Raw genomic sequence first — 24,870 nt, 5'->3', positions numbered from 1 at the left:
ACAAAAAGTATAAATTTAATTTTTATCAGAATCAAAAGAATTAATTAATATCCCCTTTTTTCCAGATTAACATTAAACATGGCGTTTATTTCTTTTATAAAGAAACAAGGGCTCGTAACGTTTATTTCTATAAGTTTTTCATCCATAACATCGAGTCCCACAAAAAACAAACCGTCTTCCTTAAGTTTTGACGAGATTTTATTGCCTATTTCTCTTTCTTTAGGGCTTAAATCTGTTTTCTTAAAGAAATCGTCATTGTGAGTATTGAATTTAAAATCTTCTTTGCCTGAAAGTTTTGTTATGCATTCATCATAAACTTCTCCGCCTATTATAATAATCCTTTTATCCTGATTATTGGCGTTTTTTAGGTATTCCTGAACTATTACAGGGGTATCTCCACTGTTTACGGCAGCATCAATTATTGTATTAAGGTTTTTATCGCCTTTTCTTAGGAAATAAACGCCTTTTCCAAAGCATTTGTTAAGCGGTTTGAGTACAGCTTCTTCATGTTCATTCACAAAATCCTTGATTAATTTTATATTGGATGTCGTAATCCCCACTGGTATTAAATCTGGAAAGTTGTTTATATAAAGCTTTTCATTTGCTGATCTTATGCCCTGTGGGTTGTTTACAACCTTTGTAGTTGATTTGTCAACAAAATCCAGAATATAAGTTGCAAAAATGTACTCCATTGTTATAGGAGGGTCAGGTCTGAATAAAATCAAATCAAAATTATTTAAACAGGCGGTAATATTTTTTTTATCGTAAATCATCTCCTGTTTTTCATTTTTATTTATCAGCGAGGTTTTGTATAAATAAGCCTGCGGTTTGTTTCCATCAAGATAAAGTTTATCCATAGTTGTGATATAAACTTCAGATCCTCTTTCAAGGCACTCTTTAATGAGCCAAAAAGAAGTTACAAGCTCATTAATCTCGAAATATTTAAATTCCACTTTATCTAATACAAAAACTGTTTTCATTTTTCAAAAATCCTAATTATCTTTCTACAAGAGATTGTACACATCTTTTTTTGTCAAAAAGCTTGGCAATACGTGCAATATCGGCATTGATATTTATTTTACCATTTAAACTTTTTACCGGCTTTTCTTATGAAAATTTTATTTTTCTATTATGCATCTAAAATAATTTTAATTGCAGAAAAAATTTTTCACACTTTAATACGCAAATTATTTCTGTATTTATACTCTTAAATTTTATAGTAAAGATTATTTTTTTTGATTTTCTACGGTTTTAGAAATTTCTTGAATAAATTCTTCGGGTTTTTTGTTGATAATAAATGATGCTATCTCTTCATGGCATCCACCTCCTGCTCCGTACTTTTCAGCTATTTCGTTTACATTAATTCCTTTGCCGCAAAGTTGGACAAGTGTAGTATCCTTTTTATTTGTAAATTTAACTGCTATTTGTACGCCTTTTAGCTTTTTCATTAACTCAAAAATTCTATCTTGCGTTTTTTTAACATCAGACAAGGAAAGTTTGTATTTATCTGCTTTTTCTTTGTTCTTTTCATCATCACTTACAAAATAAACTATTCCTCCATTAAATCGAATATCTTTAATCGCATCAGAATAATAAGGTAAAGCATTTTGCGGCATGTATGCTGTTGATCTTATCTGCATTGTTCTGGGGTCAACTTTTTTTGTCAGTATAGAACAGTCCTGATATACATCAGACGGTTTTATTACATTATATTGTAAGTTGCCTGTATCTGTAATAATCCCTAAAAGAATATCAGCAGCTAAATTTGTAGTAAGGTTAACTCCCATTTGATTTGCCAGCAAAAATATTATTTGAGAAGCAGCTGAAGCATTAGAGCAAACAAGATTAACATCAGCAAAATCTGTTCCGTTTAGGTGGTGGTCAATTTTGATTTTTCTTTTCGCAAAATCAAATATTTCTGAGCCTTTTCCCATTCTTTTTTTTGTCGAACAGTCCACTGATATGGCAAGATCATAATCTCTTGTTTTTATTGATTCAATATCAGAATTTTGATTGATAAATTCAAACGATTCTACGTCTTTTAAACTTTTAGAGGCTTTGGGAAGATTGTTTATTATAATAACGTCAACTTTTTTATCAGGGTATTTTGCGGCAATTAAATTTTTCAAGGCAGCACTGGAACCGACTGCGTCTCCATCAGACCCTTCATGAGTAAGAATAACAATTTTTTTTGCCTGTTTAATTTCACTCTCTATATATGTAAGTTTTCCCTTAACTTCGGCAGTTAATAATTCCTGACCACTAAAGCCAAGAGATTTTAAATTATTTTTTTTATAATTGTTATTAATGGAATGAAGATGAAGTGTTGAATAATTACCGGCAATACTTAAATTCATAAAAACCTTTCTTCTAAATAATTTATCAAACTACTTAGATAAAACACCTGAACCTAAAAAATTGCCTAATTTGAATTTAATTATTACCAAATCGTAATTTTATGAAACTTCTTTAAGCATAGCCGACCATCTCGAAATATGAAGATCTTCGTCTGCTTGATCTTTTTCTATCATATGACGGGTTTCTTCATCCCACTCAATATGCTCAAGAAGCTCAGAATAATGAGCAACAGCTTTTGTTTCTACCCATACTCCCAGAGCCAACATTGCTTTTGTTCCAAGCAGTCGGGAAGAAAAACCGAAAACAAATCCTAATATTTTATACGCATATCTCAAAATACTTGGCTTAAAACCATATTCGTATAATTTAACTTCAAAATCCTGAATATGTGTACTTTCATTTAGCATCGCAGCCAGCAAAAGCCTGTTTAATTCGGATTTTTCTTTTGTAAGCTGATGCCTGTAAACGTTTGTCGCCATTGTTTCCAGATTGTGAAAAGTTAAAAGTGCATTTTTGATTTTTTTAAGACGGTCTTTTGAAAAGCCTTCTCCCCGAAATTTAATGTCTTCTTCTTTTACAGCAGGTCGAATTACAGAAACATCATAATTGCTCATAAATTTAAACTCCATTTACCACAACAAAATTATTGTAACTTATATTAAAAAAAATATTATTTTTTTAATTGATTCTTAATAATTTGTTAAGCAGGAATCTTAAACATGTTTTTTCTGTTACTATAAATTGAGTAAATTTTATTATTTTAGAAAATTAAAATTAAAAACAAAGGAGAATTATAAATGGATAAATATGTTTGTGTAGTTTGCGGTTATGTTTACGACCCTGCAATAGGCGATTCTGACAGCGGAATAGAAGCCGGGACTTCTTTCGAAGATTTACCGGAAGATTGGGTCTGCCCTCTTTGTGGAGTAGGCAAAGAGTCTTTCGAAAAGGAGATCTAAAATGACTGTCAGATACGTAAAATCTGATGTTATAGCAGTCGGAGCAATAGACTGGGACAGAAGACTTTTTGATAAACTAATACCTCTTCCTCAAGGAACAAGCTATAATTCGTTTTTGATAAAAGGAAGCGAAAAAACTGCTCTTATAGATACGGTATATCCGGCAAAATCTCAAGAACTCATAAATAATCTGAAAAATTTAAACATTAAAACTCTTGATTATATTATTGCGAACCACGGAGAAATGGATCATTCAGGTACAATTCCTTATTTGTTGGAAATTTATCCTGAGGCAAAAATTATAACAAATTCAAAATGTAAAGAAATTTTAATGTCTTCATTGCCGATAAATGAAGATAAAATTTCTGTTATAACCGATTCGGAAACACTTTCTCTGGGAAACAAAACGCTTTCTTTTATAATTGCACCGTGGGTACACTGGCCTGATACCATGTTTACCCATCTTATAGAAGACAAAATCCTTTTTACATGCGATTTTACAGGTTCACACCTGGCGACAAGCGATTTGTTCGTGAAATCCGAAAACGAAGTTTATGGACCGGCGAAAAGATATTTTGCAGAAATAATGATGCCTTTTAGAAATCATGTCAAAAAACATCTTAATAAAATAAGCACTTTAGATATTGATATTATTGCTCCGAGCCATGGACCTCTTTATCCGAACCCTAAATTTATTATAGATGCCCATAAAGATTGGGTTTCTGATGAGATAAAAAACAAAGTCGTAATTCCTTATATTTCAATGTATGAAAATACAGAAAAATCTGTAAGATATCTAACGGATGCACTTATTTCAAAGGGGATAAAGGTTGCTCCGTTTAATCTTTCCGAAACTGATCTTGGAGAGTTTGCGATGGCGCTTGTAGATGCCACAACTTTAGTTGTCGGAGCTTCTATGGTTTTGTCATGTCCTCATCCCAATGCGGCTTATGCGGCTTATATAGTAAATGCATTGAGACCTAATGTTAAATTCTTATCTGCGGTAGGTTCTTATGGCTGGGCGGTGCCTCTCGGCGAAAAAATGGGAGAACAGCTTAAAGCACTTATGCCTAATTTACAGGCAGAAGTAATTCAGCCTGTATTTGTAAAGGGTCTTCCTCGTGAAGAAACTTATAAGAGGCTCGATATACTTGCTGAAGAAATATACAACAGTCATCAACTTGCTATGAAGGCAGAACTATAAAATTTCAAATATTAAAATTTGTAAATACTTTTTTAATAAAAGTTATAACTTTTTTTAAGAGACTATTTTCTTGTGTTTAAACTGTCTTGAGTTATTGATAGTCCATGAGAGTAATGGTTTGTTGCTCTTAAGACTAGTAGTCATATTTTTATTAATTAGTATTATATTTGCAGGCCATGTTTTATTTATGTTTTTTCATTAAATTCAAAAAATACGAAACTGAATTTTAGGGATAAGTGGACTTTTATATTTTTCCGTTAGAAAGGAATTCATTTAGTTTTATTAACATAAAAAGTAAAGCTTTATGTTGAGTTTTTTATAAAAATCTGAAGTTAAAAAATCAGAACAAAATCTGCCTCATGATCTCTTCTTCCCCGTGTATAAGCGGGGATTTTTATTGCTTATTAAGTTCCCGATTTAATTGTTTAATTAAATCTTTGCCAATCGCTTCTTTTGCTGTTTTTTGCCCGTTCCATAGCGGTTCTAACGCAAGACTTAAAGTATCCGTTATTTCTTGGTAGTTCTCTGTAACAGGTGTTGGAATGGAATCATGAATAATGTCTACAAAAACTTTTGAAGTTTTTGGAGGCATTTTTTTATCAAGAAAAGTTTCTGAATTTGCGGTATCAACACGTGCGGGGACGATAAGACCGTTTTTAGTGAAGCTTTTAATGGATTTTGTGGCTGCCAAAAACTTTATAAGTCGCCATGACTGCTCCGGATACTTAGAAGAAGAACTTATTGCCCAGCCTGAAGTATCACAGTCTACTATTGAACCGGCTTTGCTTTGTGGAAACCTTGCTATATCCCAGTTAAAATTAATATCTTTTCTGTATTTCGGAGTACTCCATCTACCGCTTATGTGCATTGCGATTTTTCCCTGAATAAAAAGCTGTGCCATCGTGGCGCTTCCTGCTTCGCTTTTTGTGGGGGCAACATGGTATTTGTTTCTTAAATCAGCGTAAAACTGCAACGCTTCGATTGATCGGGGTTTGTTTATAATGATTGAATTCAAGTCTCTGCTGATAATCCCGCCGCCGTTACTCCACAGGAAAGGAAGCCAAAAAAGAGGTGCTTCCTCAAAACTAACGGCGAATTGTTCGGTTTTTTTGTTGTTTAGAGAATCTTCGCCGTTGTTCATATTCGTTGTCAGTTTTCGGCATGTTTGGAGAAAATCTTCAAAAGACCAGTTTTTAGTTGGATAAAGAACATTATATTTGTCGAAAAGGTCTTTATTGTAATAAACAACAAGATTCGAAATATCTCGAGGAATTGCATAAAGCTTGTTTTTATACCTGAAAGCGTTTAAAGACTGAGGAAAAAAATCTTTTTCTTTCAAATTATCATCTTTTTTTAAATAATCCGATAAGTCCAGAAAAATATTATTCTCAGCATAAAGCGGACCATTAAGGTTGTTTATAAATACAACATCAGGCGTTAAGTTGGAAGCAACCAGTAAATGCAGTTTTTGAAAGTAATTTTTGGGAATATGAATAAACTCCACTTTTATATCAGGATTTTTATCTTCAAATTCTTTTAAAAGCGGTTTGATTATTGCAATTTCTGATTCTGATCCCCAGCTTGAAAATTTTATGGCAGTTTTAGTTGTCTTTGGGGTACAGCCGGAAAAAATTACAGCCATAAACATACATATTAGAATTATAAAATTATTTTTCATGGTTTTAATTATTTTGAGACTTGTAAAAAGCTTATATTCTTGTTTATTGGAATGTTTCCAAGAATTTTTTCTTTGTTCATATCATAAATAACTATTTGATAAGAATCCTGATTTGTAATCAAGGCTTTATTTCCGTTTTCAGGAATAGTGATTTTTGACGGGAAGCCGCCAGTATTAAGAGCTATAGTGTTTTTCAAGGTGAAGTCCCGCATATCTATAATGTTTAATTCGTCAGAACCTGCGGATAAGACGTATATTTCATTTTTTTTGTCTGATATTTGAAGATCGACAGGTTTTGCGCCAACCTTAACACGTGTAATCTCTGCATTTTTTGCAAGGTCAAAAATAACCAGTTCATTGCCGGTACGGCTTAAAATTAAAAGATTATTGCCAACTCGGGCGATTTTTGAAATATTATTAATCTGTGTAATTTTTTTAGAAATACCGGAATCCAAATTCAATGTATAAATATTGCCGGAATTAAAATCATCGTAAAAAATATTATTATTATCTTCAGATGCAGTAAGGTTATCAGGGATACCTGAAACATTGATTTCTTTTGTTAAAATCATATTATTCAAATCAATTTCTGAAATGCTTGACGAAAGCTTGTTTGCGACATAAGCTTTTTGTGAATTTACGGGCATTAGTATTGAAGTAGGGAGTTTTCCTACCTCAATATCCTTTAAAAGGATATTAGAAAAGGTATCTATAACAAATATTTTATTTAAAGACATAGATGGCACAAGAAGATATCTGTCATCAGGTGTCAAAACCATATTGGATGGGACAGAAGGGAGTTTCATGTTTTTATTGATTCTCCCTGTTTGAGAATCAATAATATTTATTCGGCTTTCCTTAAAATCTGCGGCATATAAAACTTTGTTCTTGATGCAATCAAGCTCGGGAAGACTTTTTTGTTCTTCTTCTTTGACTTTTCCTCTAATAAAGTTAACAGTTCTTTCTTTTTTTTGAGCAGGTTCTCCGAAAAAAACAAGATCATCTTCATCTTTTTTTTGTTTTACTGCTATTTGCAGGTTCCCCATAATTACTTTGAGTTCTGTGGGGAGAATAAGCCCTCTCGGGACGATTAAATCTTGTGGAAGTAATCCCAGTTTCACGCTCAAAGGAATCTCAGGACTGTAGTTAACTGTTAGTTCATTATTAATTCTTACTGTTTTTAGTAATGCAAGATTATTTGCAAAAAGAATCATGTCAGGTTTCTTTGTAAAGTCAGTATTTGCCGGAATTGTTTTGACTATTGCCGCAGGATTTTCAACTTTTCCGTAAGTAAGAGGACTTACAGGCAGGTAAATTGTATGATCCGGCAATTCAATAAGCCCGTCGAATCTTATTTCCACGTCAGGATATTTTGATTTCAGATATTCTACAATGGGCTGAGGAAGCACGGTTGCTTTTGCAGGGGTTGTATAAAGACTCAAACAGCAAATTAAAGATAATATTGTTAAAATTATTTTAAAGTTTTTCATGATTTTTATTCACCACGTTTTTTGTGTACATAGAAATATTGTATTATAATCAATCTTCTTAAGCTAATAGATTTTTGGTAAAGCATATACTTGAATTGCTGGTTAAATTTACGCATCATTGCGAAGGGTACCCGCTTTTTTGATTAATTATCAAAAAAGGAGGGGGCAGCCAAAGCACTCGACGCGGCAATCCATTTTGTTTATTATAGATTGCTTCGCTATGCTCGCAATGACGATTTTGGCGATTTAGCAATTCGAGTCATATAAGTTATTAATTTTAGCGACCATTTTAAATTATCTAAATGAGACAATTTTTATAATTATGAATATATTTATTACCGGAACAGATACCGATGTCGGAAAAACCATTGTAACAGCCGGATTAGCTGCTGCCATAAAGAGTCGTGGCTACTCGGTCGGAGTTTTTAAGCCGATTCAAACAGGAGCGCATTGTATTTCTCCAGACATTGATTTTGTTAAGTCAGTTGATTCCGAAATTTTAACACATGCTTCATATAATTTTAAAGAACCTGTTGCGCCTGCGCTTGCAGCTATTTTGGATGGGGTTGATATTGATATTGATAAAATAATTCAAGATTATAAAGAACTGAAAAAAAAATGTGATTTTGTTCTGGTAGAAGGAGCAGGCGGTCTGTTAGTACCTGTAAAAGGCAAATATTTAATGCGTAATCTGGCAAAAAGTCTTGATTTACCTTTGTTGATAGTTGCAAGACCTGATTTAGGGACAATAAATCATACTTTGCTCACAATAGAAGCCGCAAAAAACCAAAACATCAAAATAGCAGGCATAGTTATTTCGAATTATCCTTTTGGGGCGGAAAATTTCTCCATAAAAAATGCACCTGACATGATAAAAGAGATTTCAGGAGAAAAAATTCTCGGTATTTTGCCAAAAATAGAATCTTTGCATAATAATCCCGCTGTTTTAAAAGAAGTATTTTCAAAATATATAAATTTGGATTTTATTTTAAAATAATTTTAGATTGCTCGCCTCAAAAAGCATTCCAGAGAAGCAAAGCTCCTCTTTCAGTCTCTGCCCTCAATTCGCAAAAAAATACCTGATTCTTTAATCAGGTTTGGATGAGTTGAAAGGAGTTTTATTTACTCTACTTATATAAAACTCCTAATAAAAAAAATTGATAAATAACACGCTAAATATTAAGAAACATTAAGAAGAGTTTTTTTATTAAATTTCCGAGATTTCGATATTTAATATTTTAGCCAGATAAGCAAGCAGTATTTCGGATTTTTTTGACGAATGAAAAAGCCTTTCTATGTTTATTCTATCAATCCAAATTCCTCCGCAAAAAGAGCATTTGCTTATAATTATTCCTGTATTATCCAGTTCAATGGTTTCCAGTAAAATTCTGTCGTTAGGACATTCTGCAGGCACTATTTCAGGAATAAAAACTTTATTTTTTTCACCAAATTCGTCTTTTAAGCGTTTTTTGGCATCAAGATCTATAATCTTTGCCCATTTTTGTTCTTCCGATGATGGTTTAAAACTCATTTTTTCTTACCCCTGTTGTCTTCGTTTTTGAGCATAAATAAATAAATTCATCTAAATATTATAGATTTTTTCACGGGGTATTAAATCCGACTTTAATCCTATGTTATAATCATTTGGTATTCGTATAGATAAGTGAAGATTGCTTAAAGTTGAATTTAGAAGATTTTACAACACCGGAAACGGAAGACATAGAAATCTGGCTGAAAGAATTTACAACAACAAATGATCCTAAGGTAAAAAAACAATTAAATAATTTAATTGTTTTATATTACTTACCTTTGGTAAAAAAGATTGCTTATGGGCTTGCCAGAAGAAATACCGACCCGATTGAAGATATAATTCAGGTTGGAAGTTTGGGTTTGATAAAAGCTGTTAATCAGTTTAATAATACTTTCGGGGCAAGTTTTAAGACTTATGCAACTTATCTTATTACCGGAGAAATCAGACATTACCTGCGGGATAAATTAGCCATGATCAGGGCTCCAAGAGAATTGCAAGAGCTAAGTATAAGAATGCATAATATTAGCGAAATATTAAAAACAAGAATGGGAAGAATTCCAACAGAGCTGGAAATAGCAAATGAACTTCAGATGCCTGTCAATAGAATTAACGAAGTTTATGAAGCAGACAGGCGAAAACAATTAATTTCTTTAGATCAACTTGTATTTAATAATTCCGAAACAGACCAATCCCTCGTTGATAGGCTTGTAGATGACAAATACCAGCTTTCTCAAAAACTTCAGGAAAAGCGAATGATGCTTTTTGATGCAGTGAATTTGCTTCCCCGTAATTTGGAAGAAGTAATCAGGCTCAGTTTTTTCGAAGATTTAAATCAAAATGAAATTGCGCAAAGAATTGGGATTTCACAAATGCAGGTTAGCAGAAGAATCAAGAAAGCAACTTTTGAGCTTTTTAAAATAATCAGCTCACAAAATAACCCTGCACAATAAGAAAGAATTTAATTATGGAATTTTTAACTTTGGATCAAAAAATATATTTCGGTTTTATAGCCGGATTTATAGGTCTTGTAATAGGAAGTTTTCTTAATGTAGTTGCATTGAGGCTTATTGCCGAAAAAGATTTTGTAAAAGGTCGTTCAAAATGCCCGAAATGCGAAAATTTAATCGCATGGTACGATAATATTCCTGTTTTAAGCTATATTTTGCTTCGAGGAAAATGTAGAAAATGCGGGGAAAAAATAAGTCTGCAATATCCCATAGTAGAACTCTTAACAGGTGCGTTTTTTGTTGCAACAGTGAGCTTTTTTGGCTTTACGCTAAAAACACTATTTTTGCTTATTCTGGTGTGTAATTTAATAGTAATAACCATTACAGACATTAAAGAAAAATATATTTTCGATATTAACTCAATTCCGTTAATTCCTATCGGTCTTATTTATAATTTTTTTGATGTTGGAAACAATTCTGTCGGAACGTTAAAGGTTATAGGGATAACTTTTAATGATGTTTTCATTTCTGCGCTGATAGGAGCAGTTTTAGGAGCGGCTTTTTTTGAAATATTTTCAAGAGTAGGACTTTTGCTTGCCGGAGAATATGCGTTCGGGGCAGGCGATAGTATCCTTACAGCGGGTTTGGGTGCATGGTTTGGCTGGAAACTCACGGTCATTATAATTGCCTTAAGCTTTCTTGCGCAAATGATAATTGGTGTGCCTGTTATTATTCATAATATGTACAAGTCCAAAGATTTTCAGTCGCTATGGGCAATGACGGCATTACTTTTTTCTGTGGGTCTTACTTTTTTGGGGAAATATTACACTTATGCAGGAGAATCAGGTATTGCGCTGTCAATAATTCTTTTATCTTTTGTGGTAGCCGGTATTTCAATCTTTGTAATATTAAAACGCACCAGAGAAAGACAGAGCTATACTTTTTTGCCGTTTGGACCTGCTCTTGTTATTGCAGGATTTCTTGTAATGTTTTTCAGCGGGTATTTTTTAAACTATTTCCCGTATTAAACTTGAATTTCAGTATAAAGCGCCAAAATCGTCATTGCGACAATGGCAAAGCAATCTATAAAAATTAAAACGGATTGCCACGTCGAGTGCTTTGGCTGCCCCCTCCTTTTTTGATAATTAATCAAAAAAGCGGGTACCCTTCGCAATCACGCATATATTTAATTATCAATTCGAGTTAATTAGTCTTATAGACTTGATTCTCAAAAGAAAATACTATAAAAAACCCGAATTGGTATAAGAAATTATTTTTGATAAAAGAATGAAGAAGTCAGGTTATAGCCTATTTCTTTGAAATTATGTATTCTTTCCGTTGAACCTATAAACAAGACTCCGCCCGGTGTTAAGCTGTTATAAAAATCGGTGTATAGTTTCTCTTTGGCTTCTTCAGTAAAATATATAACTACGTTTCTGCAAAGAATAAGATGAAAATTCTTGTCAAAAGTACCGTTTAGTAGGTCACGTCTTTCAAAATTCACTTTTGAAGTAAGTTTGCTGTCAACCTGAAACTTATCTCCGTTGGAATCAAGAGGATTAAAGTATTTTTTGTATTCAGGCTTTATTGTGCCGAGTTCAAATTTTGAATAATGACCATTTTTTGCCCTACTTAAAATATTCAAATCAAAATCAGAAGCAACAAGCGTGCATTTGTCCAGTGCGTTTAGCCTGTCAAGGATCATGGCAATACTGTAAATCTCGGCACCGCAGGAACATCCGGCAGACCATATTTTTATTGAACCATATTTTGTTAAGAGTTCAGGAATAATTTTGGTTTCCAGTTCATTAAATTTATCATTATTTCTAAAAAATTCCGTAACATTTATGGTCAGCATGTTGGTGAATTCTTCAAGCTTTTTATTGTCGGAAATTAAAAGTTTGTAGTACTCTGCAAGCTTGAAAATGTTGTTTCTGTTCATCAAAGAAACAATTCTTCTCTCCATCTGCGCATTTTTATAGTTAAAAAGGTTTAAACCGATATAAGAGGCAATATTTTTTTTAAAAGTATTAAATTCTTCTTCTGAAGGCATATTTAATTTTGGAAGGTTTAATAAAGTTCCTATATCACTTAAATTTTTTGTGTTTTTTGTTGTGTCTTCAGACATTTTTTGCTTCTCCGGTTTTTTTAACTGTAAACCATTTTAATGATTGCTTCTGCTATTTTGTGAAGAGGAACAATTTCGTCTGCATGACCTGCAACAACTATACTTTTAGGCATTCCGTAGACTATACAGGTAGATTCATGTTCCACAATGCAGTGTCCTCCGTATTTTTTAACAACAGCGGCACCCATTGTTCCGTCATGTCCCATTCCTGTTAACACAACACAAATCATATCCTGTTGATAAATTTTTGCAGCCGATGCGATAGTTAAATCAGCGCAAGGTCTCACTCCTAATACAGTTGGCTCCTGATTTAAAGCAACAGTTCCTTTTTCTGTAACCGTCATATGGTAATTCCCCGGTGCTAAAAGAGCTTGCCCTCTGATCAGTTTATCTCCGTCTTTTGCTTCTTTTACGGTTATTTTGCTCATTTTATCAAGTCTTTGAGCAAACATTTCCGTAAATTTTTCCGGCATGTGCTGTACTATAAGGATTTTTGCGGGAATATCTTCAGGAAGATAAGGAACAACTTCTTTTAGTGCTTGCGGTCCCCCTGTTGAAGAGGCTATCATTAAAAGTTTGCTTTTTTTTCCGGCAGAAACAGGATTTAACAAATGAGGTTTTATTTGGGGCTCTATTCTTTTTAAGGCATGACCTTTGCTGGAAATAGCTGCCAATACTTTAGCTAAAAGATCTTTTTCAAGATTGCTTATTTTATCGCCTGATACAGATCCGGGTTTTTCAATAAAATCAAATGCTCCAAGCTCAAGAGCTTTGATAGTTATTTCGGCACCTGATTTTGTAAGACTGCTGCACATAATAACGGGAATATTTTTAATCTTGAGTATTTCCTGAAGAGTTTCAATCCCGTCCATTATAGGCATTTCTATATCAAGAGTAACCACATCGGGATCAAATTCTCTGATTTTTTTAAGCGCAGCCTGCCCGTTAAAAGCCGTTTCAACAGCGTGAATATCAGGATTATTGTTTAATGCATCAGAAATCACCTTTCTCATGAAAGCTGAATCATCAACAACTAAAACTTTAAATCCTATTTTTGATTTTTCCATTATCTCACTTTTTTATAAATCTTTTATTCTGTTTTCGGGACTTATTATACTTGTTACCCTTAATCCAAAATTGTCTTCAATGACTACAACTTCGCCTTTTGCTATTAATTTTCCATTTGCATATAATTCGACTGGTTCACCTGCAATTTTATCAAGTTCTATAATTGAACCTCTGGTAAGTTCCAGAACATTTTTTATTGGTAATACTGATCTTCCAAGTTCAACCGTTAATTCAAGCTTAACATCCATAACCAGATTGAGGTTTTGATTTACTTCGCCGTATATATTCGATGAATTATCAAAGGATGCGAATTGGACAGGCTGAACAGTTACTTGACGTTGTGGAGGTTCCGGCATTTGAGGCGGATGGTTGTATGCTGTTGAGGGGGAAGAGGCAGGTGGTGCCTGCTGGTGAATGGGAGGTGTTTGATATTGAGAATTACTTTGAGGAACAGTTTGAGGCTGAGGAGCAGCCTTTGCTTCAGGGACTACAGTGTTTGAAGGAGCAGAAAGACCTTCTGAGAGAGCGGTCATCATGTTCATAAGGCGTGCAACCTGATTTTGGGCAGATTTAACACTCATTACCTGAATAATTTCACTGTCAATCAGAGTTCCTATAATTAGTCTGAATTTAACAGCAATTATCGGATTGCTGAGAATTTCGTCTGCTAAATCAAGCTTTTTGTCTTTTTCCTGAAGCTTGACTTCGGGATGAGAAATATTTATCGGGTAATTAAACATAGAAGATAAGGAAGTTGAAGCCGAGCCGACCATCTGGTTCATTGCTTCGCCTACAGCGCTTAATTCAAGTTCTCCTATTTCAGCAGCCTGAGGGTTTCCTTCTCCGCCCATCATTAAGTCCGCAATAATTGCAGTATCTTTTACTTTCAGCGCAAATACAGTAGTACCTTCAAGACCTTCGACATATTTAATTGACACTACTATATGGTCTTCTTTTACTACAAAAGATTCTTCGACGTTTGTATATTCGCAAACAACGGGAGTGGTTATGTCTACTTTATTACTAAGCAACATGGAAAGTATGGTAGAAGCGGAACCCATGAAAATATTACTTATTTCACCAAGTGTATCAGCTTCTTCTTCGGTTAAAAATTTATATATCGGATTGTTTTCAGGAGGAATTTCACCTGAAGACCCTTTTAAAATATTATCTATATCTTCTTGAGACATTTTGTCATTCATAGCTGCCCAAACTCCTGTTATTAATACAATTTATATTTATTAAGGCTTTTCTTATCACTCTATTAATCTTCATCATTTTGTTTAATCTTATCTATAATATTTATTGCAATTTTATTTTTTTTAGTTCCCGGCCGTCCAAGGAATTTAGGTATGTTATTGACCTTTATTACGAGTTTGTCATTTATTGAATTTTCCAAACGAATAACATCTCCTATTTTTAAATCAATAAAGTCTCCTATTGTTATGTCCGTACTACCTAGCATAACATTTATTTTAACATTGGTGTTACTTAATTTATTTAATATTTTTTGTTTATCCTCCATGGAGGAGGTCTTGCCTTTGGTCTGATAAATTTGTTGAGTGTTTAATTGTTCAATAACTGTTTCCAGTACCGGATAAGGAAAACATAAACTTAACAGTCCGGAATATTTGTTTGCAAGTTGTATTTCAAGTGTAATTAAAGCAACAACTTCGCCGGGACTTGCGAGCTGAGAGAGGATGGAATTGTTATCAATGCCGACAACAGCGCCTCTTACCGGAAAAATATTTTTCCATGATTTTTCAAGCGTTTTTATGATTTTGTCAAAAACTCTTTTAGCAAGAGCTTCTTCTATATCTGTAAGATCTCTTGCCTTTGTTTCACTGTGCCCCACGCCTCCAAGCATTCTGTCAACAATACTTGAAGTAATCTCGTGACTTATCCCAAACAAGATTTGACCCGGCAGTGGATTTAATTCAAAAACCCCTATAGTTACAGGGTTAGGAAGAGAACGGACAAATTCATCGTAGGTAAGCTGGTCCACAGATACGACGTCTATTTCTGTATTTAATCTAAGATAAGTGCTCAAGATAAGGGAAAGTTGCCTTGAAAATTCTTTATGAATATCCTGCAAGGCTTTAAGATGATCTTTTGAAAATTTATCGGGTCTTCTAAAATTGTATAGCTTATAACCTTTTCTGTCTTCGTCAAAGGTATCTATCATTGCCGATTCATAATTTGTTTCGCTTTGGTCTTTTTCAAGACCCGCAGTTAATGAAGATAGCAATTTATCTATATCATTTTGTGAAAGAGCATCCGAACCGGACATTACTGTACCTCTTGTTTACTTATTGTCATGTTGAGCGAAGCGAAACATCTCAAAGGTGAATTATTGGATAATAAAAGTTCCGAAACTGACTCTCATAACTTCTCTTTCTCCTCCGAAAAGAGGGTCAACAGCAGCTTTTATTTGTTCTTTTGCGAGTTCTTTTCCTGAAAGGCTTGAAAGTTCTTCGGCTGTTTTTGAAGATAATACGGAAATTATTGCATCTCTTATTGAAGGCTTATATTGTTCCATTTCAGCCTGTATTGCTTCAAGAGGGTTAGACTTTTTAGCTTCTTCACCGCCGCCGCCATGTCCTGAGACATTGCTGCCGCCTCCGCCTGTTCCGTCAATAGCAGGATCTGTCGAAGCTCTTGAAAGTTCGAGGGCAACGTTAACTTTAAGATATCTTTTTGAGTTTGGATCACTTAAGTTAAGGATAAATTCTCCCAAATCAAGAATTATTCCTCTTTCCGGAGGGGCTGCTTCATCAGCCTGATCACCGCTTCCATCTCCACTATCGCTGGCGTTGCTCGGGCTTGTGGCTATTTTTCCCACTGTAGAACTGATTACGCTGTTGACAATAAGATAATTGCTTCCTATAAAAATAAAACAAATTAAAGCCGTAATGGCGGCATTCATAATGACAAGTTTTTTTCCGGACAAGCCGGAATCAGATGATTCTATTGATATTTCAGGAAGATCTGCTTTAGGTTTTATTCCTTTAGGTTGAGAAGGTTTTACCATGTTTTTTACTCCAAATATTTTTTATTTTGTGCATTATTAATATTTGCCGGTTCAAAAATTTTACTTGATGAACTTAAAACAACTATATCTACTCTCCTGTTGTTCTCGCGACCTTTTTCGGTATTATTGTCAGAAATGGGCATGTATTCCCCATATCCGGCTACTGAAAGTTTGCCGGGATTGAATAAGTGCCTTTCTACAAGATATTTGACAATATTTGTAGCTCTTGCTGTAGATAATTCCCAATTAGAAGGAAATTTGTCAGTTTTTACAGGAAGATTGTCGGTATGACCTTCTATCCTTATTGAATTTGGCTCGTTCTTTAAGACAACAGCTATTTTGTCAAGAATATTCAGTGCATTATTTTTTATTATATCAGAACCTTTATCAAAAAGTACTGTATCATTTAACCTAATTAATAAGCCTCTGGGTTCTCTTATGATATTAATGTTTTTTGTATCATTAAATTTATTTTTTATAGTTTTTCTAATCTCTTCAAAATTGGCAGATTCGGAATTTATTTTATTTCCAAATGAAGAAAGCTGCTTATTTAGTTCTTTTGAAGAATTATCCTGAGTTTGTAAAGATTCTCGATCAGTATAAATATTGATTTTAGTTGTTTTAAATGATTTTAAAAGTCTTGATTTTTCATCTAAATTTGTGTCGGTTTTTTTTGAATTTCTTTCAAAAGCTCTGCCTAAAGAGTTTGAAAAAGTTTTCATGTGACTTATGTCGAGTTGAGAAAGTGCATAAAGAACCATGAAAAGAGCAAGCAGCATTGTTACAAAGTCAGCGTAAGAAACCACCCACCTGTTTATATAATTTTGATTATTATTTAAAAGCCCTGATTTCACTTGATTAATATCCTTTTATCTCAAATAAGCAAAAAGCTTTTCCTTTGTAATTATAGGATTTTCGCACTTATGAATCGATAAGACTCCTTCAATGATAAGTTTTTTAAGAATCATTTTTTCTCTTATCTGCATTTTAAGTTTTCCGGCAATGGGAAGAAAAATTAAATTTGCTGCGCCTACTCCGTAAAGTGTTGCCACAAAGGCTGTTGATATGCCATATCCAAGAAGAGCAGGGTTTGCAATATTGCTCATTACCTGTATTAAGCCGATAACAGCTCCTATAATTCCGAAAGTAGGGGCATAACCTCCTAAAACTTCGAAAACATGAGGATTTACAAGTGCTTTTTCTTCTTCAAGCTCAATTTCTGAATTTAAGATTTCTTTTAAAGCTTCTCCATTATTTGTATCAAGTGATAATTGAAGGCTTTTTTGCAGAAAAGAATCTTCGATAGTTGAAATTAAACCTTCAATAATAAGAGTTCCCTCTTGTCTTGCGATATTGGCAAGTTCTATAATCTGGCTTGTAACCATTTTGGTGTTTTCTTTGTTATCAAAATGGGGCTTTGAGGATTCTTTAAAAGCTTCTTTGATTGTTGAAAAAGAAAAATTCACCAATGCTGCGCCAAAAGTTCCTCCAAAAACAATCAGAGCCGCTGAAGGCTGTATTATTACAGAAATAGAATTTGATTCAAAAAATAAAGTTCCGACTATGGCTGCAACGCCCATTAAAACCCCGAGAAAGGCAGATAGATCCACGATATTTAATTCCCTCACCCTATAATTTTACCGGATTAGTTCCAGAATACATGTTTTTAGGCGGTTTTAAAATCCGCTAAAAAGTGGATTATAAAAGTGATTTGCGAAAAATAGGTGTTATAAACTACAATGATTTTTCAAGATTGACAAAGAATATACTACATGATATATTTCCTCGTATCTAGTGAAAGAGCTAGTGTGAGTAGTTAGGAATCAAAGGTATTGGAGGCAAAATCAGATGAAAGTAGTTAGTTTTGGACAAAAACCTGTTGCAACAAAAGCTCCTGTAGCACATAACCAAGTTACAAAGCCACAAGCTCCTCAAGAAGCACCTACCCCTGTTAAAGCCGGAAAAAACTTAAATATAAAAATATAATAAATTAAGTAATAAACTTAATCTTAATAAATTTAAAGAGTTTGAAATTTTTTCAAACTCTTTTTTTATCGAGTTTTACTCTTGTGTAGTCTGTTTATACTATAGAAAATAAAACCTACATGTTTTATACTCTTGTTTTCGGCATAATAAAATTAAACTTTTTTTTGATATTGCCGATAAATATTAAACCGTTAAAAATATGTGTGCGTTATTTATTTTTATAAAAGGAAAAGAATGAAAATATTAATTTCTAATGATGACGGAATTCATTCAGCAGGTTTAAAATTTTTAGCCGCAAAACTTTGCGAGAATCATGAAGTTTATGTTATTGCACCTGATAGGGAAAGAAGTGCTGCAGGACATTCATTAACTTTGCACAGACCGCTCAGGGTCGATAAAGTTGATATGGGAGTCAGCGTTGCACAAGCATGGGAAACAACAGGAACACCGGGTGATTGCGTAAAAATAGGCATAAACAGTATTCTTGAAGAAAATCAAAAACCCGATCTGATTATTTCCGGTATAAACTATGGTCCAAACCTTGGCTCTGATATTTTATATTCCGGAACGGTCAGCGCAGCAATGGAAGGAGCAGTTCTTGGTTTTCCGAGTATTGCAGTATCATTGTTTGGAGAGGGTCATTTTCTGGATTCCGATTTTATTTATTCAGCAGAATTTATTTCAAAATTTCTGAATAATATTGTTCAAATCAATTTTCCTAAAAAAACTATTCTAAACATAAATATCCCCGCTGTAAGTGCGGAAGAAATCACAGGAATCCAAATAACCAGACTTGGAACTCGTATGTATACGGATACTTACGAAAAAAGGCTTGATCCAAGAGGCAAAACGTATTATTGGATGGCAGGCGAATTCCTTAAGGCAGAACAGGAAGACGGAACCGATATTATGGCTATAAGAAATAATAAAATTTCCATAACTCCGGTAACTTTTGAAATGACCCATAAAAGTATTATGCCGGAACTTGAACAAGCTTTTTGCAAAGGGTTATGCGAACTTTAAAAAAAAGAACTTCCAATATTATTTTATGTCATTGCGAGGAGGCACTAAGTGCCGACGTGGCAATCCATTCAACTATACGGAAGTTCTTTTTTTGTATTTAATATTTTTTATTTTTGAATGATAAATTTGATCGGAAGTTCTGAATCACTTACTTTTTTTACTTTTTTGCTTTTATCTTTGGACATTATTAAGTTTGTCAGAACTTCATCAGCTTTTTCAAGCTGTTTATCTTTTTTGTTTTTGATATCTTCCTCTGTGTTTTTAACTTCTACATCAGGAGTTATACCTTTTTTATTTATATCTGTTCCGTTTGGAGTGAGATATTTTTGGGTTGTTATATTTACTCCGGATCCGCCGGGAAGTTTGTTGATTTCCTGAACAAGTCCTTTTCCAAAGGATTTAGTTCCAATTAATGTTGCTCTTCCGTTATCTTTTAATGCACCGCTAAGAATTTCGCTTGCACTTGCGCTTCCTCCATCAATCAAAATAACCAGAGGTTTTGTTGTTATAGGTTTATTAATTGACTGTTGAGTTTCTTTATAGCCATCCCTGTCAACAGTGCTGACTATTAAGCCTGAAGAAAGAAACATATCAGAAATAGCAATGGCATTTGTCAAAAGACCACCGGGATTCGAACGAATATCGAGAATATACCCGTCTTTAGTGCTTAATTTTTTTAAAGCGTCTTTTATTTCATCGCTTGCTGTGTGGCTTAAAAATGAATTTAAACGAATATAGCCGATATTTTTAGGAACGTTTGTAGTTTTAGGAATATTAATAGAAACAGATTTAACGTCAATTTTGTCTCTTGTTATGGTGTAAAGCTTTTCAGGAGCGCCTTCTCTTTTGATAAAAAGGGTTACATTAGTTCCTTTTTCTCCTCTTATTAAGTCAGCAGCGTCTTTGACAGACATTCCTTTAGTGCTTTTTCCGTTTATTTCAAGAATAAGGTCATTTGATTTAAGTCCGGCTTTGTCGGCAGGGGTGTTTTCTATAGGTGCAATGACCATAAGTTTGTCATCTTTTGCACCTATTTGTACTCCGATTCCAAATAATGTTCCGCTTATTGATTGAGTTTCGTCTGCAAATTGTTCAGGGTCAAGAAATCTCGTATAAGGGTCATTTAAGCTTGCTAACATTGTTTCTATTGCAATGTAAGCATCTTTGTCATTCTGGATAGTACTGTCATATCTATGTCTCCATCTGTGCCAGTCTTGATTGTTCTGGCTTGCATCGACATATTTAGTGTCAATTAATTTCCACACTTCGTCATATAATTCCTGAGAACTGTAAGCATAAGTTTTTGTGGGTGTTCCCATAAGCGTCAGGACAAAAAATGATGCGATTACGCATAAAATTCTTTTAATTCTCATTAAAAACTTTTTACCTCTCTTGTTATTTAAAATATGAAAATTACTTCTTACCCATAAATTTCTTAATGTATATTAGCACATTTAAATATTGTCAAGCCAAACTTTTGAAAATTTTTTATAGACACAACAAGTTTATTAATTTGAGTTTTTTAATGGAGTTTGTATAATTATAATAATATATAACTTTATGTCCACGTAGTTCAGACGGATAGAACGTCACCCTCCTAAGGTGAATGTCGGGGGTTCGAATCCCTCCGTGGACGTTTATTTATAGAGTTTAATGCTAATATATTATAAACTTTGCTTATAGAGGTTTTGGAATGCAAAATTTATTAGAAAAAAATTTAAAATTAATATCCTTATATAATCCTGAGTTGGCAGAAAAAATCCGTAATTGTAATAATTTTGAAGCTAATTATGAAATTAATCAGGCTCAATCCGGTGACAGCATATTATACAAAAATGAAATTGCTGTTGATGATCTTACTGACCCTGTTTGGACGGCTCTGGAAGTCTACTCAAAATTGGAATCCAAATCGATAAAAAGCATTACTGTGCTGCTTGGAATGGGCTTGGGATATACTTTTAAAGAATTTGCAAAAAGATATGAAGGCAAAATTATATTACATGAACCTAATCTTGAAGTTTTAAGAATAGCTTTTGAATTTGTAGATTTTTCAGAAGAATTGTTAAGTAAAAATATTGTGGTTACCCATACGCACGAGGATCTGAAAGCGGCATACAAACTTTTGTTCTTCAGGGGTTATAAGTTTAATTTCGTACCGTCAAATTATTATTTGAATGAAGATAATGCAAATTTGCAGGAAATTACACAAAAAATAAATAATAATCATCTTCTTTATGAACAAAATTATAATAATTTATGGAAAAAAAATTATATGTGGACAAATCTGCTGTTTAAAAATATTCCTTATATTGTAAACAGTCAGGATATGCATGTATTAAAGGATAAATTTAAAAACAAAACAGCGGTTATCTTGTCAGCAGGACCCTCTCTTGATAAAAACATTGAAAATCTGAAACCATATAGAGATAAAGTAATCGTTTTCTGTGTGGGAGTCGCATTTAAAACGGCTGTTAAAAATGGCATAATTCCTGATTTTGTGGCAGTTATAGATAATAGAAAAGAAATTATAGATATACCTGAAATTAGTGAAATAAATTTAATAGCTTCAACAAACACTTATGAAGGCATTTTTGAATTAAAACCCAAAAGATTTTTTAATCACCATAATAAAAATACCCCTGTTTGTACATGGTTTGCTAAAATCATGGGAGTTCTCGATATTGAAGATTATCAAACAGCCGGAACTGTTGCAATAAATTGCCTTTATACAGCTAAACTGATGGGCTGCGACAAAATAATTCTTGTCGGGCAGGATCTGGCATATACAGACAACAAATGTTATTCTCAAAGTTCAACTTATGCCGATTTTAGTATAAATGAGTCAAAATCAATCGAATATGCTAATTCAAATAAAAACATGGATGAAGAAGAAATTAATCATAAAAAAGAGTTTTTAAAAAAGGATTTGCTGTATGTAAGAGGTTTGAACGGGAAAAATCTCCTTACCAGACCCGATTATTATACATTTATTCTTTACTTCGAAGAAATTGCGGAACAATATGGATCTGAAATCAAACTTATTAATGCGACAGAAGGCGGGGCATATTTAAAAGGCTATGAGCATATAACTTTGCAAGAAGCTCTTGAAAAAAATACAAATGAAACAATAAATGTTGAAGAGGTTTTGAAAGCAAATCAATTAACGAGTATAGATATTTCAAAAAGAAATAAAAAAGCATCAAAAGAATTAAAAAATATAATAACAAATTATAATAATGCAAAAAATATTATTGATTTTGTGTTTAAAAAAGCGATTGTTCCTTATTTGAATTTTGACTTCAAAACTTATTTTAGTTACTTCAAGACAAATAATTTTATAGGTATATGGTTAAAAGCCTTAGAGTCTCCTGCCGGCTTATCAAGTGAAGAAAAAACAATTTTTGAAAAACAACCAAAGTTAAATGTTGATTTTTCAGAAGTTTTAAGAAAAAAATTAAAGAATTTATTAATTCAAAATCCGCAAAATTTTTCAAATCATTTAAAAATAATGAAAGACAATTATTTTAAAGTAAAAGAAATACTAAGTTTAAATCCTTATTTCAAAATGATTTATTTGACCTATTTGCTGGATATAGATAGTCAAATAAAAGATTTTGAAAATAATAATGAGAACCTTATAGAATTAGCATATTATTTTAACTTTCTGTATTTATCTTTGTATTATTGGGGATCTGTATATAATGAAGTGCTTATAACCGACCTGATAAATAAACTTGAAAAATCATAAAATTTTAGAATCAATTATCATAAAATAATTTATAATTTTTTTGTAAAGCAATTGTTAATTATTATTGACAATTAATCTAAGCCAATTTATTATTAAAATTACTCAGGAATGGAGCTACATAATATATAAAAGGAGTCGAGTAATGGGTAATACGGTTATTCAATTAAGAAATGAAACAGCAGCGACATGGACATCCTCCAATCCAACCTTAGCACAGGGTGAAATGGGTCTAGAAACTGATACAAACAGGATAAAATTTGGGGATGGTTCAACAGCCTGGAATTCTCTTCCTTATGTAGGTGCAGGTGCATCTTTCAAATATGGGTTATATACTCTTTCAGCAGATCAAACAAGTAATTTTGCATTAAATAATCATGTTCAATTTAATACAGTACAAGGTTCTCTCGGAGGTCTTTCTACAGGTTCAGGACAAGCAAACGGTATAATAACATTAGCAGCTGGAAAAACTTATAAAATATCCGGTAATATACTCGCCGTATTTTCAAATGCAGCCGGTCATGTAGGCTGTGAATTGTATGACAGAACAAATAGTACTCCATTTACACCTTTGCTTGTTAGTTATATCCAACCAACCACTGCTACAGCGAATTATGGTATACAACCAGGATTTATAGGTTTTATAACTCCATCGACAAATATTGATATAGATTTAAGAATTATGTCAGTGAATACGCTTAGTGGTATATTGTCTAGTGAAACTTGGCTATTAATTGAAGAATATGCAGGGTATTAATTAAAAAACTTTTAAGCTTCATAAATCTTATTTGGATTACTATAGTAATCCAAATAAGATTTATGCTTTGTGTTTTAAAAGATTTAATGGTTTATAGAATTTTTTATTAAAACTATTTCAGTATTCAGTGATTTTTTTGCTTCCGCACACCTGCTTCCAGTCCCAAACAATAATATTTTATGCATTAAACAGACCTTTTTACTTATGGCAATGCTTCCGACTTCGCAATTTGCATGAAAACCTATAACTACCTCGGAAAGCCCGCAGTACGGGCGAGTGTTTCAATAATGAAGGCCCCGAGCATCAAGCCCTGGGCCTTCATGGTGGAGACGGAGAGATTCGAACCCTCGTCCAGAACGGATATCAGCAAACATCTACGAGTATAGACTTCTGCTTAGTGTCATTTTAGTCAGGTCAGTAGTCAAACCCTTGGCTAAAATCAAGTGCATTTTAAGCCTGCACAGGCTTTAAGGGTTGCCTTTGTTCAGTTTACCCTTATACCTGAACGCATCCAATTTTAGTGACCGAATAACCCAACCGGAGAAAATTATTCAGTGCCTCATCAGAGACGACTATGCAGCTTGCGCTACTCTAGCGTTTCCGAATGCGAGGGTGACAACATTATCTGTGCCATTTATTGTTTTTTGCTCGTTGGTAACGGAGAACAGCGCTCCGACTCGCCGCTTACTCACATCAGGCGCCCTGTCTAATCCAAAACGTCCCCATGTTGTAAGTTTTTTAAGTTTAACTTTTCAAAGTACAAAAGAATGAGTTTAAAGTCTGCAAAAGAAAACTCATCATTTCCCTTTTTGACTTTTTACTCTCCTTCACAAAAGAATGCCGATGGTCGGATTCGAACCGACACGGGTTGCCCCGGATGATTTTGAGTCAACTGCGTCTACCATTTCGCCACATCGGCTCTTTGTCTCTATATAATAACAAATACATTTTAAAATTTCTAGTGC

General features: G+C 33.3%; 23 protein-coding genes, 2 tRNA genes and 1 other RNA gene. 10 read left to right on the top strand and 16 right to left on the bottom strand.

Annotation, left to right across the window (positions count from 1 at the left end):
• Positions 1–44: 44 nt before the first annotated feature.
• From gshB to WCG23_09695, 3 genes are all read right to left on the bottom strand, one after another.
• Positions 45–980, bottom strand: coding sequence for a glutathione synthase (gene gshB / locus WCG23_09705; GenBank protein MEI8390142.1), 936 nt, complete (start codon positions 978–980; stop codon positions 45–47).
• Positions 981–1,226: 246 nt separating this feature from the next.
• Positions 1,227–2,357 carry a DHH family phosphoesterase gene (locus WCG23_09700; GenBank protein ID MEI8390141.1) on the bottom strand — a complete coding sequence of 377 codons (1,131 nt, stop codon included), beginning with the start codon at positions 2,355–2,357 and terminating at the stop codon, positions 1,227–1,229.
• Positions 2,358–2,456: 99 nt separating this feature from the next.
• Positions 2,457–2,972, bottom strand: a complete 516-nt coding sequence (locus WCG23_09695; GenBank protein ID MEI8390140.1) for a demethoxyubiquinone hydroxylase family protein — start codon at positions 2,970–2,972, stop codon at positions 2,457–2,459.
• A 183-nt stretch (positions 2,973–3,155) separates the two neighbouring features.
• Here WCG23_09695 and WCG23_09690 point away from each other — a divergent pair, with 183 nt between their 5' ends.
• On the top strand, positions 3,156–3,317 hold the full coding sequence (locus WCG23_09690) for a rubredoxin (GenBank protein MEI8390139.1): 162 nt from the start codon (positions 3,156–3,158) through the stop codon (positions 3,315–3,317).
• 1 nt (position 3,318) lies between these two features.
• Positions 3,319–4,521, top strand: coding sequence for an FprA family A-type flavoprotein (locus WCG23_09685; GenBank protein ID MEI8390138.1), 1,203 nt, complete (start codon positions 3,319–3,321; stop codon positions 4,519–4,521).
• A gap of 394 nt (positions 4,522–4,915) precedes the next feature.
• Here WCG23_09685 and WCG23_09680 read toward each other — a convergent pair whose 3' ends face one another.
• Complete coding sequence (locus WCG23_09680) at positions 4,916–6,163, bottom strand: sugar ABC transporter substrate-binding protein (protein ID MEI8390137.1); 1,248 nt, start codon at positions 6,161–6,163, stop codon at positions 4,916–4,918.
• Between the two features lie 44 nt (positions 6,164–6,207).
• The gene (locus tag WCG23_09675) at positions 6,208–7,689 is read right to left on the bottom strand and encodes a YncE family protein (GenBank protein MEI8390136.1); all 1,482 of its coding nucleotides are present in this window, start codon (positions 7,687–7,689) and stop codon (positions 6,208–6,210) included.
• Between the two features lie 322 nt (positions 7,690–8,011).
• On the opposite strand from WCG23_09675, the gene bioD reads away from it, so the two are divergent.
• A complete protein-coding gene (bioD, locus tag WCG23_09670) occupies positions 8,012–8,686 on the top strand; it encodes a dethiobiotin synthase (GenBank protein ID MEI8390135.1) in 675 nt (224 codons plus the stop codon).
• Between the two features lie 210 nt (positions 8,687–8,896).
• Here bioD and WCG23_09665 read toward each other — a convergent pair whose 3' ends face one another.
• The gene (locus tag WCG23_09665) at positions 8,897–9,220 is read right to left on the bottom strand and encodes a zf-TFIIB domain-containing protein (GenBank protein ID MEI8390134.1); all 324 of its coding nucleotides are present in this window, start codon (positions 9,218–9,220) and stop codon (positions 8,897–8,899) included.
• 149 nt (positions 9,221–9,369) lie between these two features.
• Between WCG23_09665 and WCG23_09660 the strand changes: the two genes are divergently transcribed.
• A complete protein-coding gene (locus WCG23_09660) occupies positions 9,370–10,170 on the top strand; it encodes a sigma-70 family RNA polymerase sigma factor (GenBank protein ID MEI8390133.1) in 801 nt (266 codons plus the stop codon).
• A gap of 14 nt (positions 10,171–10,184) precedes the next feature.
• The gene (locus WCG23_09655; protein MEI8390132.1) at positions 10,185–11,195 is read left to right on the top strand and encodes a prepilin peptidase; all 1,011 of its coding nucleotides are present in this window, start codon (positions 10,185–10,187) and stop codon (positions 11,193–11,195) included.
• A gap of 242 nt (positions 11,196–11,437) precedes the next feature.
• Here the strand turns inward: WCG23_09655 and WCG23_09650 are convergent, their stop codons facing one another.
• The 7 genes from WCG23_09650 to WCG23_09620 form a co-directional block, all read right to left on the bottom strand.
• A complete protein-coding gene (locus WCG23_09650) occupies positions 11,438–12,295 on the bottom strand; it encodes a protein-glutamate O-methyltransferase CheR (protein MEI8390131.1) in 858 nt (285 codons plus the stop codon).
• Positions 12,296–12,315: 20 nt separating this feature from the next.
• Complete coding sequence (locus WCG23_09645) at positions 12,316–13,362, bottom strand: chemotaxis response regulator protein-glutamate methylesterase (protein ID MEI8390130.1); 1,047 nt, start codon at positions 13,360–13,362, stop codon at positions 12,316–12,318.
• A 12-nt stretch (positions 13,363–13,374) separates the two neighbouring features.
• On the bottom strand, positions 13,375–14,565 hold the full coding sequence (gene fliY, locus WCG23_09640) for a flagellar motor switch phosphatase FliY (GenBank protein MEI8390129.1): 1,191 nt from the start codon (positions 14,563–14,565) through the stop codon (positions 13,375–13,377).
• Positions 14,566–14,627: 62 nt separating this feature from the next.
• On the bottom strand, positions 14,628–15,653 hold the full coding sequence (gene fliM, locus WCG23_09635; protein ID MEI8390128.1) for a flagellar motor switch protein FliM: 1,026 nt from the start codon (positions 15,651–15,653) through the stop codon (positions 14,628–14,630).
• A gap of 60 nt (positions 15,654–15,713) precedes the next feature.
• The gene (locus tag WCG23_09630) at positions 15,714–16,394 is read right to left on the bottom strand and encodes a flagellar basal body-associated FliL family protein (GenBank protein MEI8390127.1); all 681 of its coding nucleotides are present in this window, start codon (positions 16,392–16,394) and stop codon (positions 15,714–15,716) included.
• Positions 16,395–16,399: 5 nt separating this feature from the next.
• Complete coding sequence (locus WCG23_09625; GenBank protein MEI8390126.1) at positions 16,400–17,248, bottom strand: OmpA family protein; 849 nt, start codon at positions 17,246–17,248, stop codon at positions 16,400–16,402.
• Between the two features lie 15 nt (positions 17,249–17,263).
• Positions 17,264–18,004, bottom strand: coding sequence for a flagellar motor protein (locus WCG23_09620; protein MEI8390125.1), 741 nt, complete (start codon positions 18,002–18,004; stop codon positions 17,264–17,266).
• 238 nt (positions 18,005–18,242) lie between these two features.
• Here WCG23_09620 and WCG23_09615 point away from each other — a divergent pair, with 238 nt between their 5' ends.
• Positions 18,243–18,380, top strand: a complete 138-nt coding sequence (locus WCG23_09615; protein MEI8390124.1) for a hypothetical protein — start codon at positions 18,243–18,245, stop codon at positions 18,378–18,380.
• Positions 18,381–18,614: 234 nt separating this feature from the next.
• A complete protein-coding gene (gene surE / locus WCG23_09610; GenBank protein ID MEI8390123.1) occupies positions 18,615–19,403 on the top strand; it encodes a 5'/3'-nucleotidase SurE in 789 nt (262 codons plus the stop codon).
• Positions 19,404–19,510: 107 nt separating this feature from the next.
• Here surE and WCG23_09605 read toward each other — a convergent pair whose 3' ends face one another.
• Positions 19,511–20,776, bottom strand: coding sequence for a S41 family peptidase (locus tag WCG23_09605; protein MEI8390122.1), 1,266 nt, complete (start codon positions 20,774–20,776; stop codon positions 19,511–19,513).
• A 189-nt stretch (positions 20,777–20,965) separates the two neighbouring features.
• Here WCG23_09605 and WCG23_09600 point away from each other — a divergent pair.
• From WCG23_09600 to WCG23_09590, 3 genes are all read left to right on the top strand, one after another.
• Positions 20,966–21,039, top strand: a tRNA-Arg gene (locus WCG23_09600).
• Between the two features lie 57 nt (positions 21,040–21,096).
• Positions 21,097–23,151, top strand: a complete 2,055-nt coding sequence (locus WCG23_09595; protein ID MEI8390121.1) for a 6-hydroxymethylpterin diphosphokinase MptE-like protein — start codon at positions 21,097–21,099, stop codon at positions 23,149–23,151.
• A gap of 142 nt (positions 23,152–23,293) precedes the next feature.
• Positions 23,294–23,905 (top strand): hypothetical protein, encoded by a 612-nt coding sequence (locus tag WCG23_09590; GenBank protein ID MEI8390120.1) that lies wholly within the window; start codon positions 23,294–23,296, stop codon positions 23,903–23,905.
• Between the two features lie 321 nt (positions 23,906–24,226).
• Here the strand turns inward: WCG23_09590 and ssrA are convergent.
• Together ssrA and WCG23_09580 are read right to left on the bottom strand one after the other, a co-directional pair.
• Positions 24,227–24,629, bottom strand: a transfer-messenger RNA (tmRNA) gene (gene ssrA, locus WCG23_09585).
• A gap of 114 nt (positions 24,630–24,743) precedes the next feature.
• Positions 24,744–24,824 (bottom strand) — tRNA-Leu (locus tag WCG23_09580).
• Positions 24,825–24,870: the final 46 nt, after the last annotated feature.

The sequence above is a fragment of the bacterium genome (assembly GCA_037147175.1).
GTDB lineage: Bacteria > Cyanobacteriota > Vampirovibrionia > Gastranaerophilales > UBA9971 > UBA9971.
This window is presented reverse-complemented; position numbering and strand designations above follow the sequence as displayed.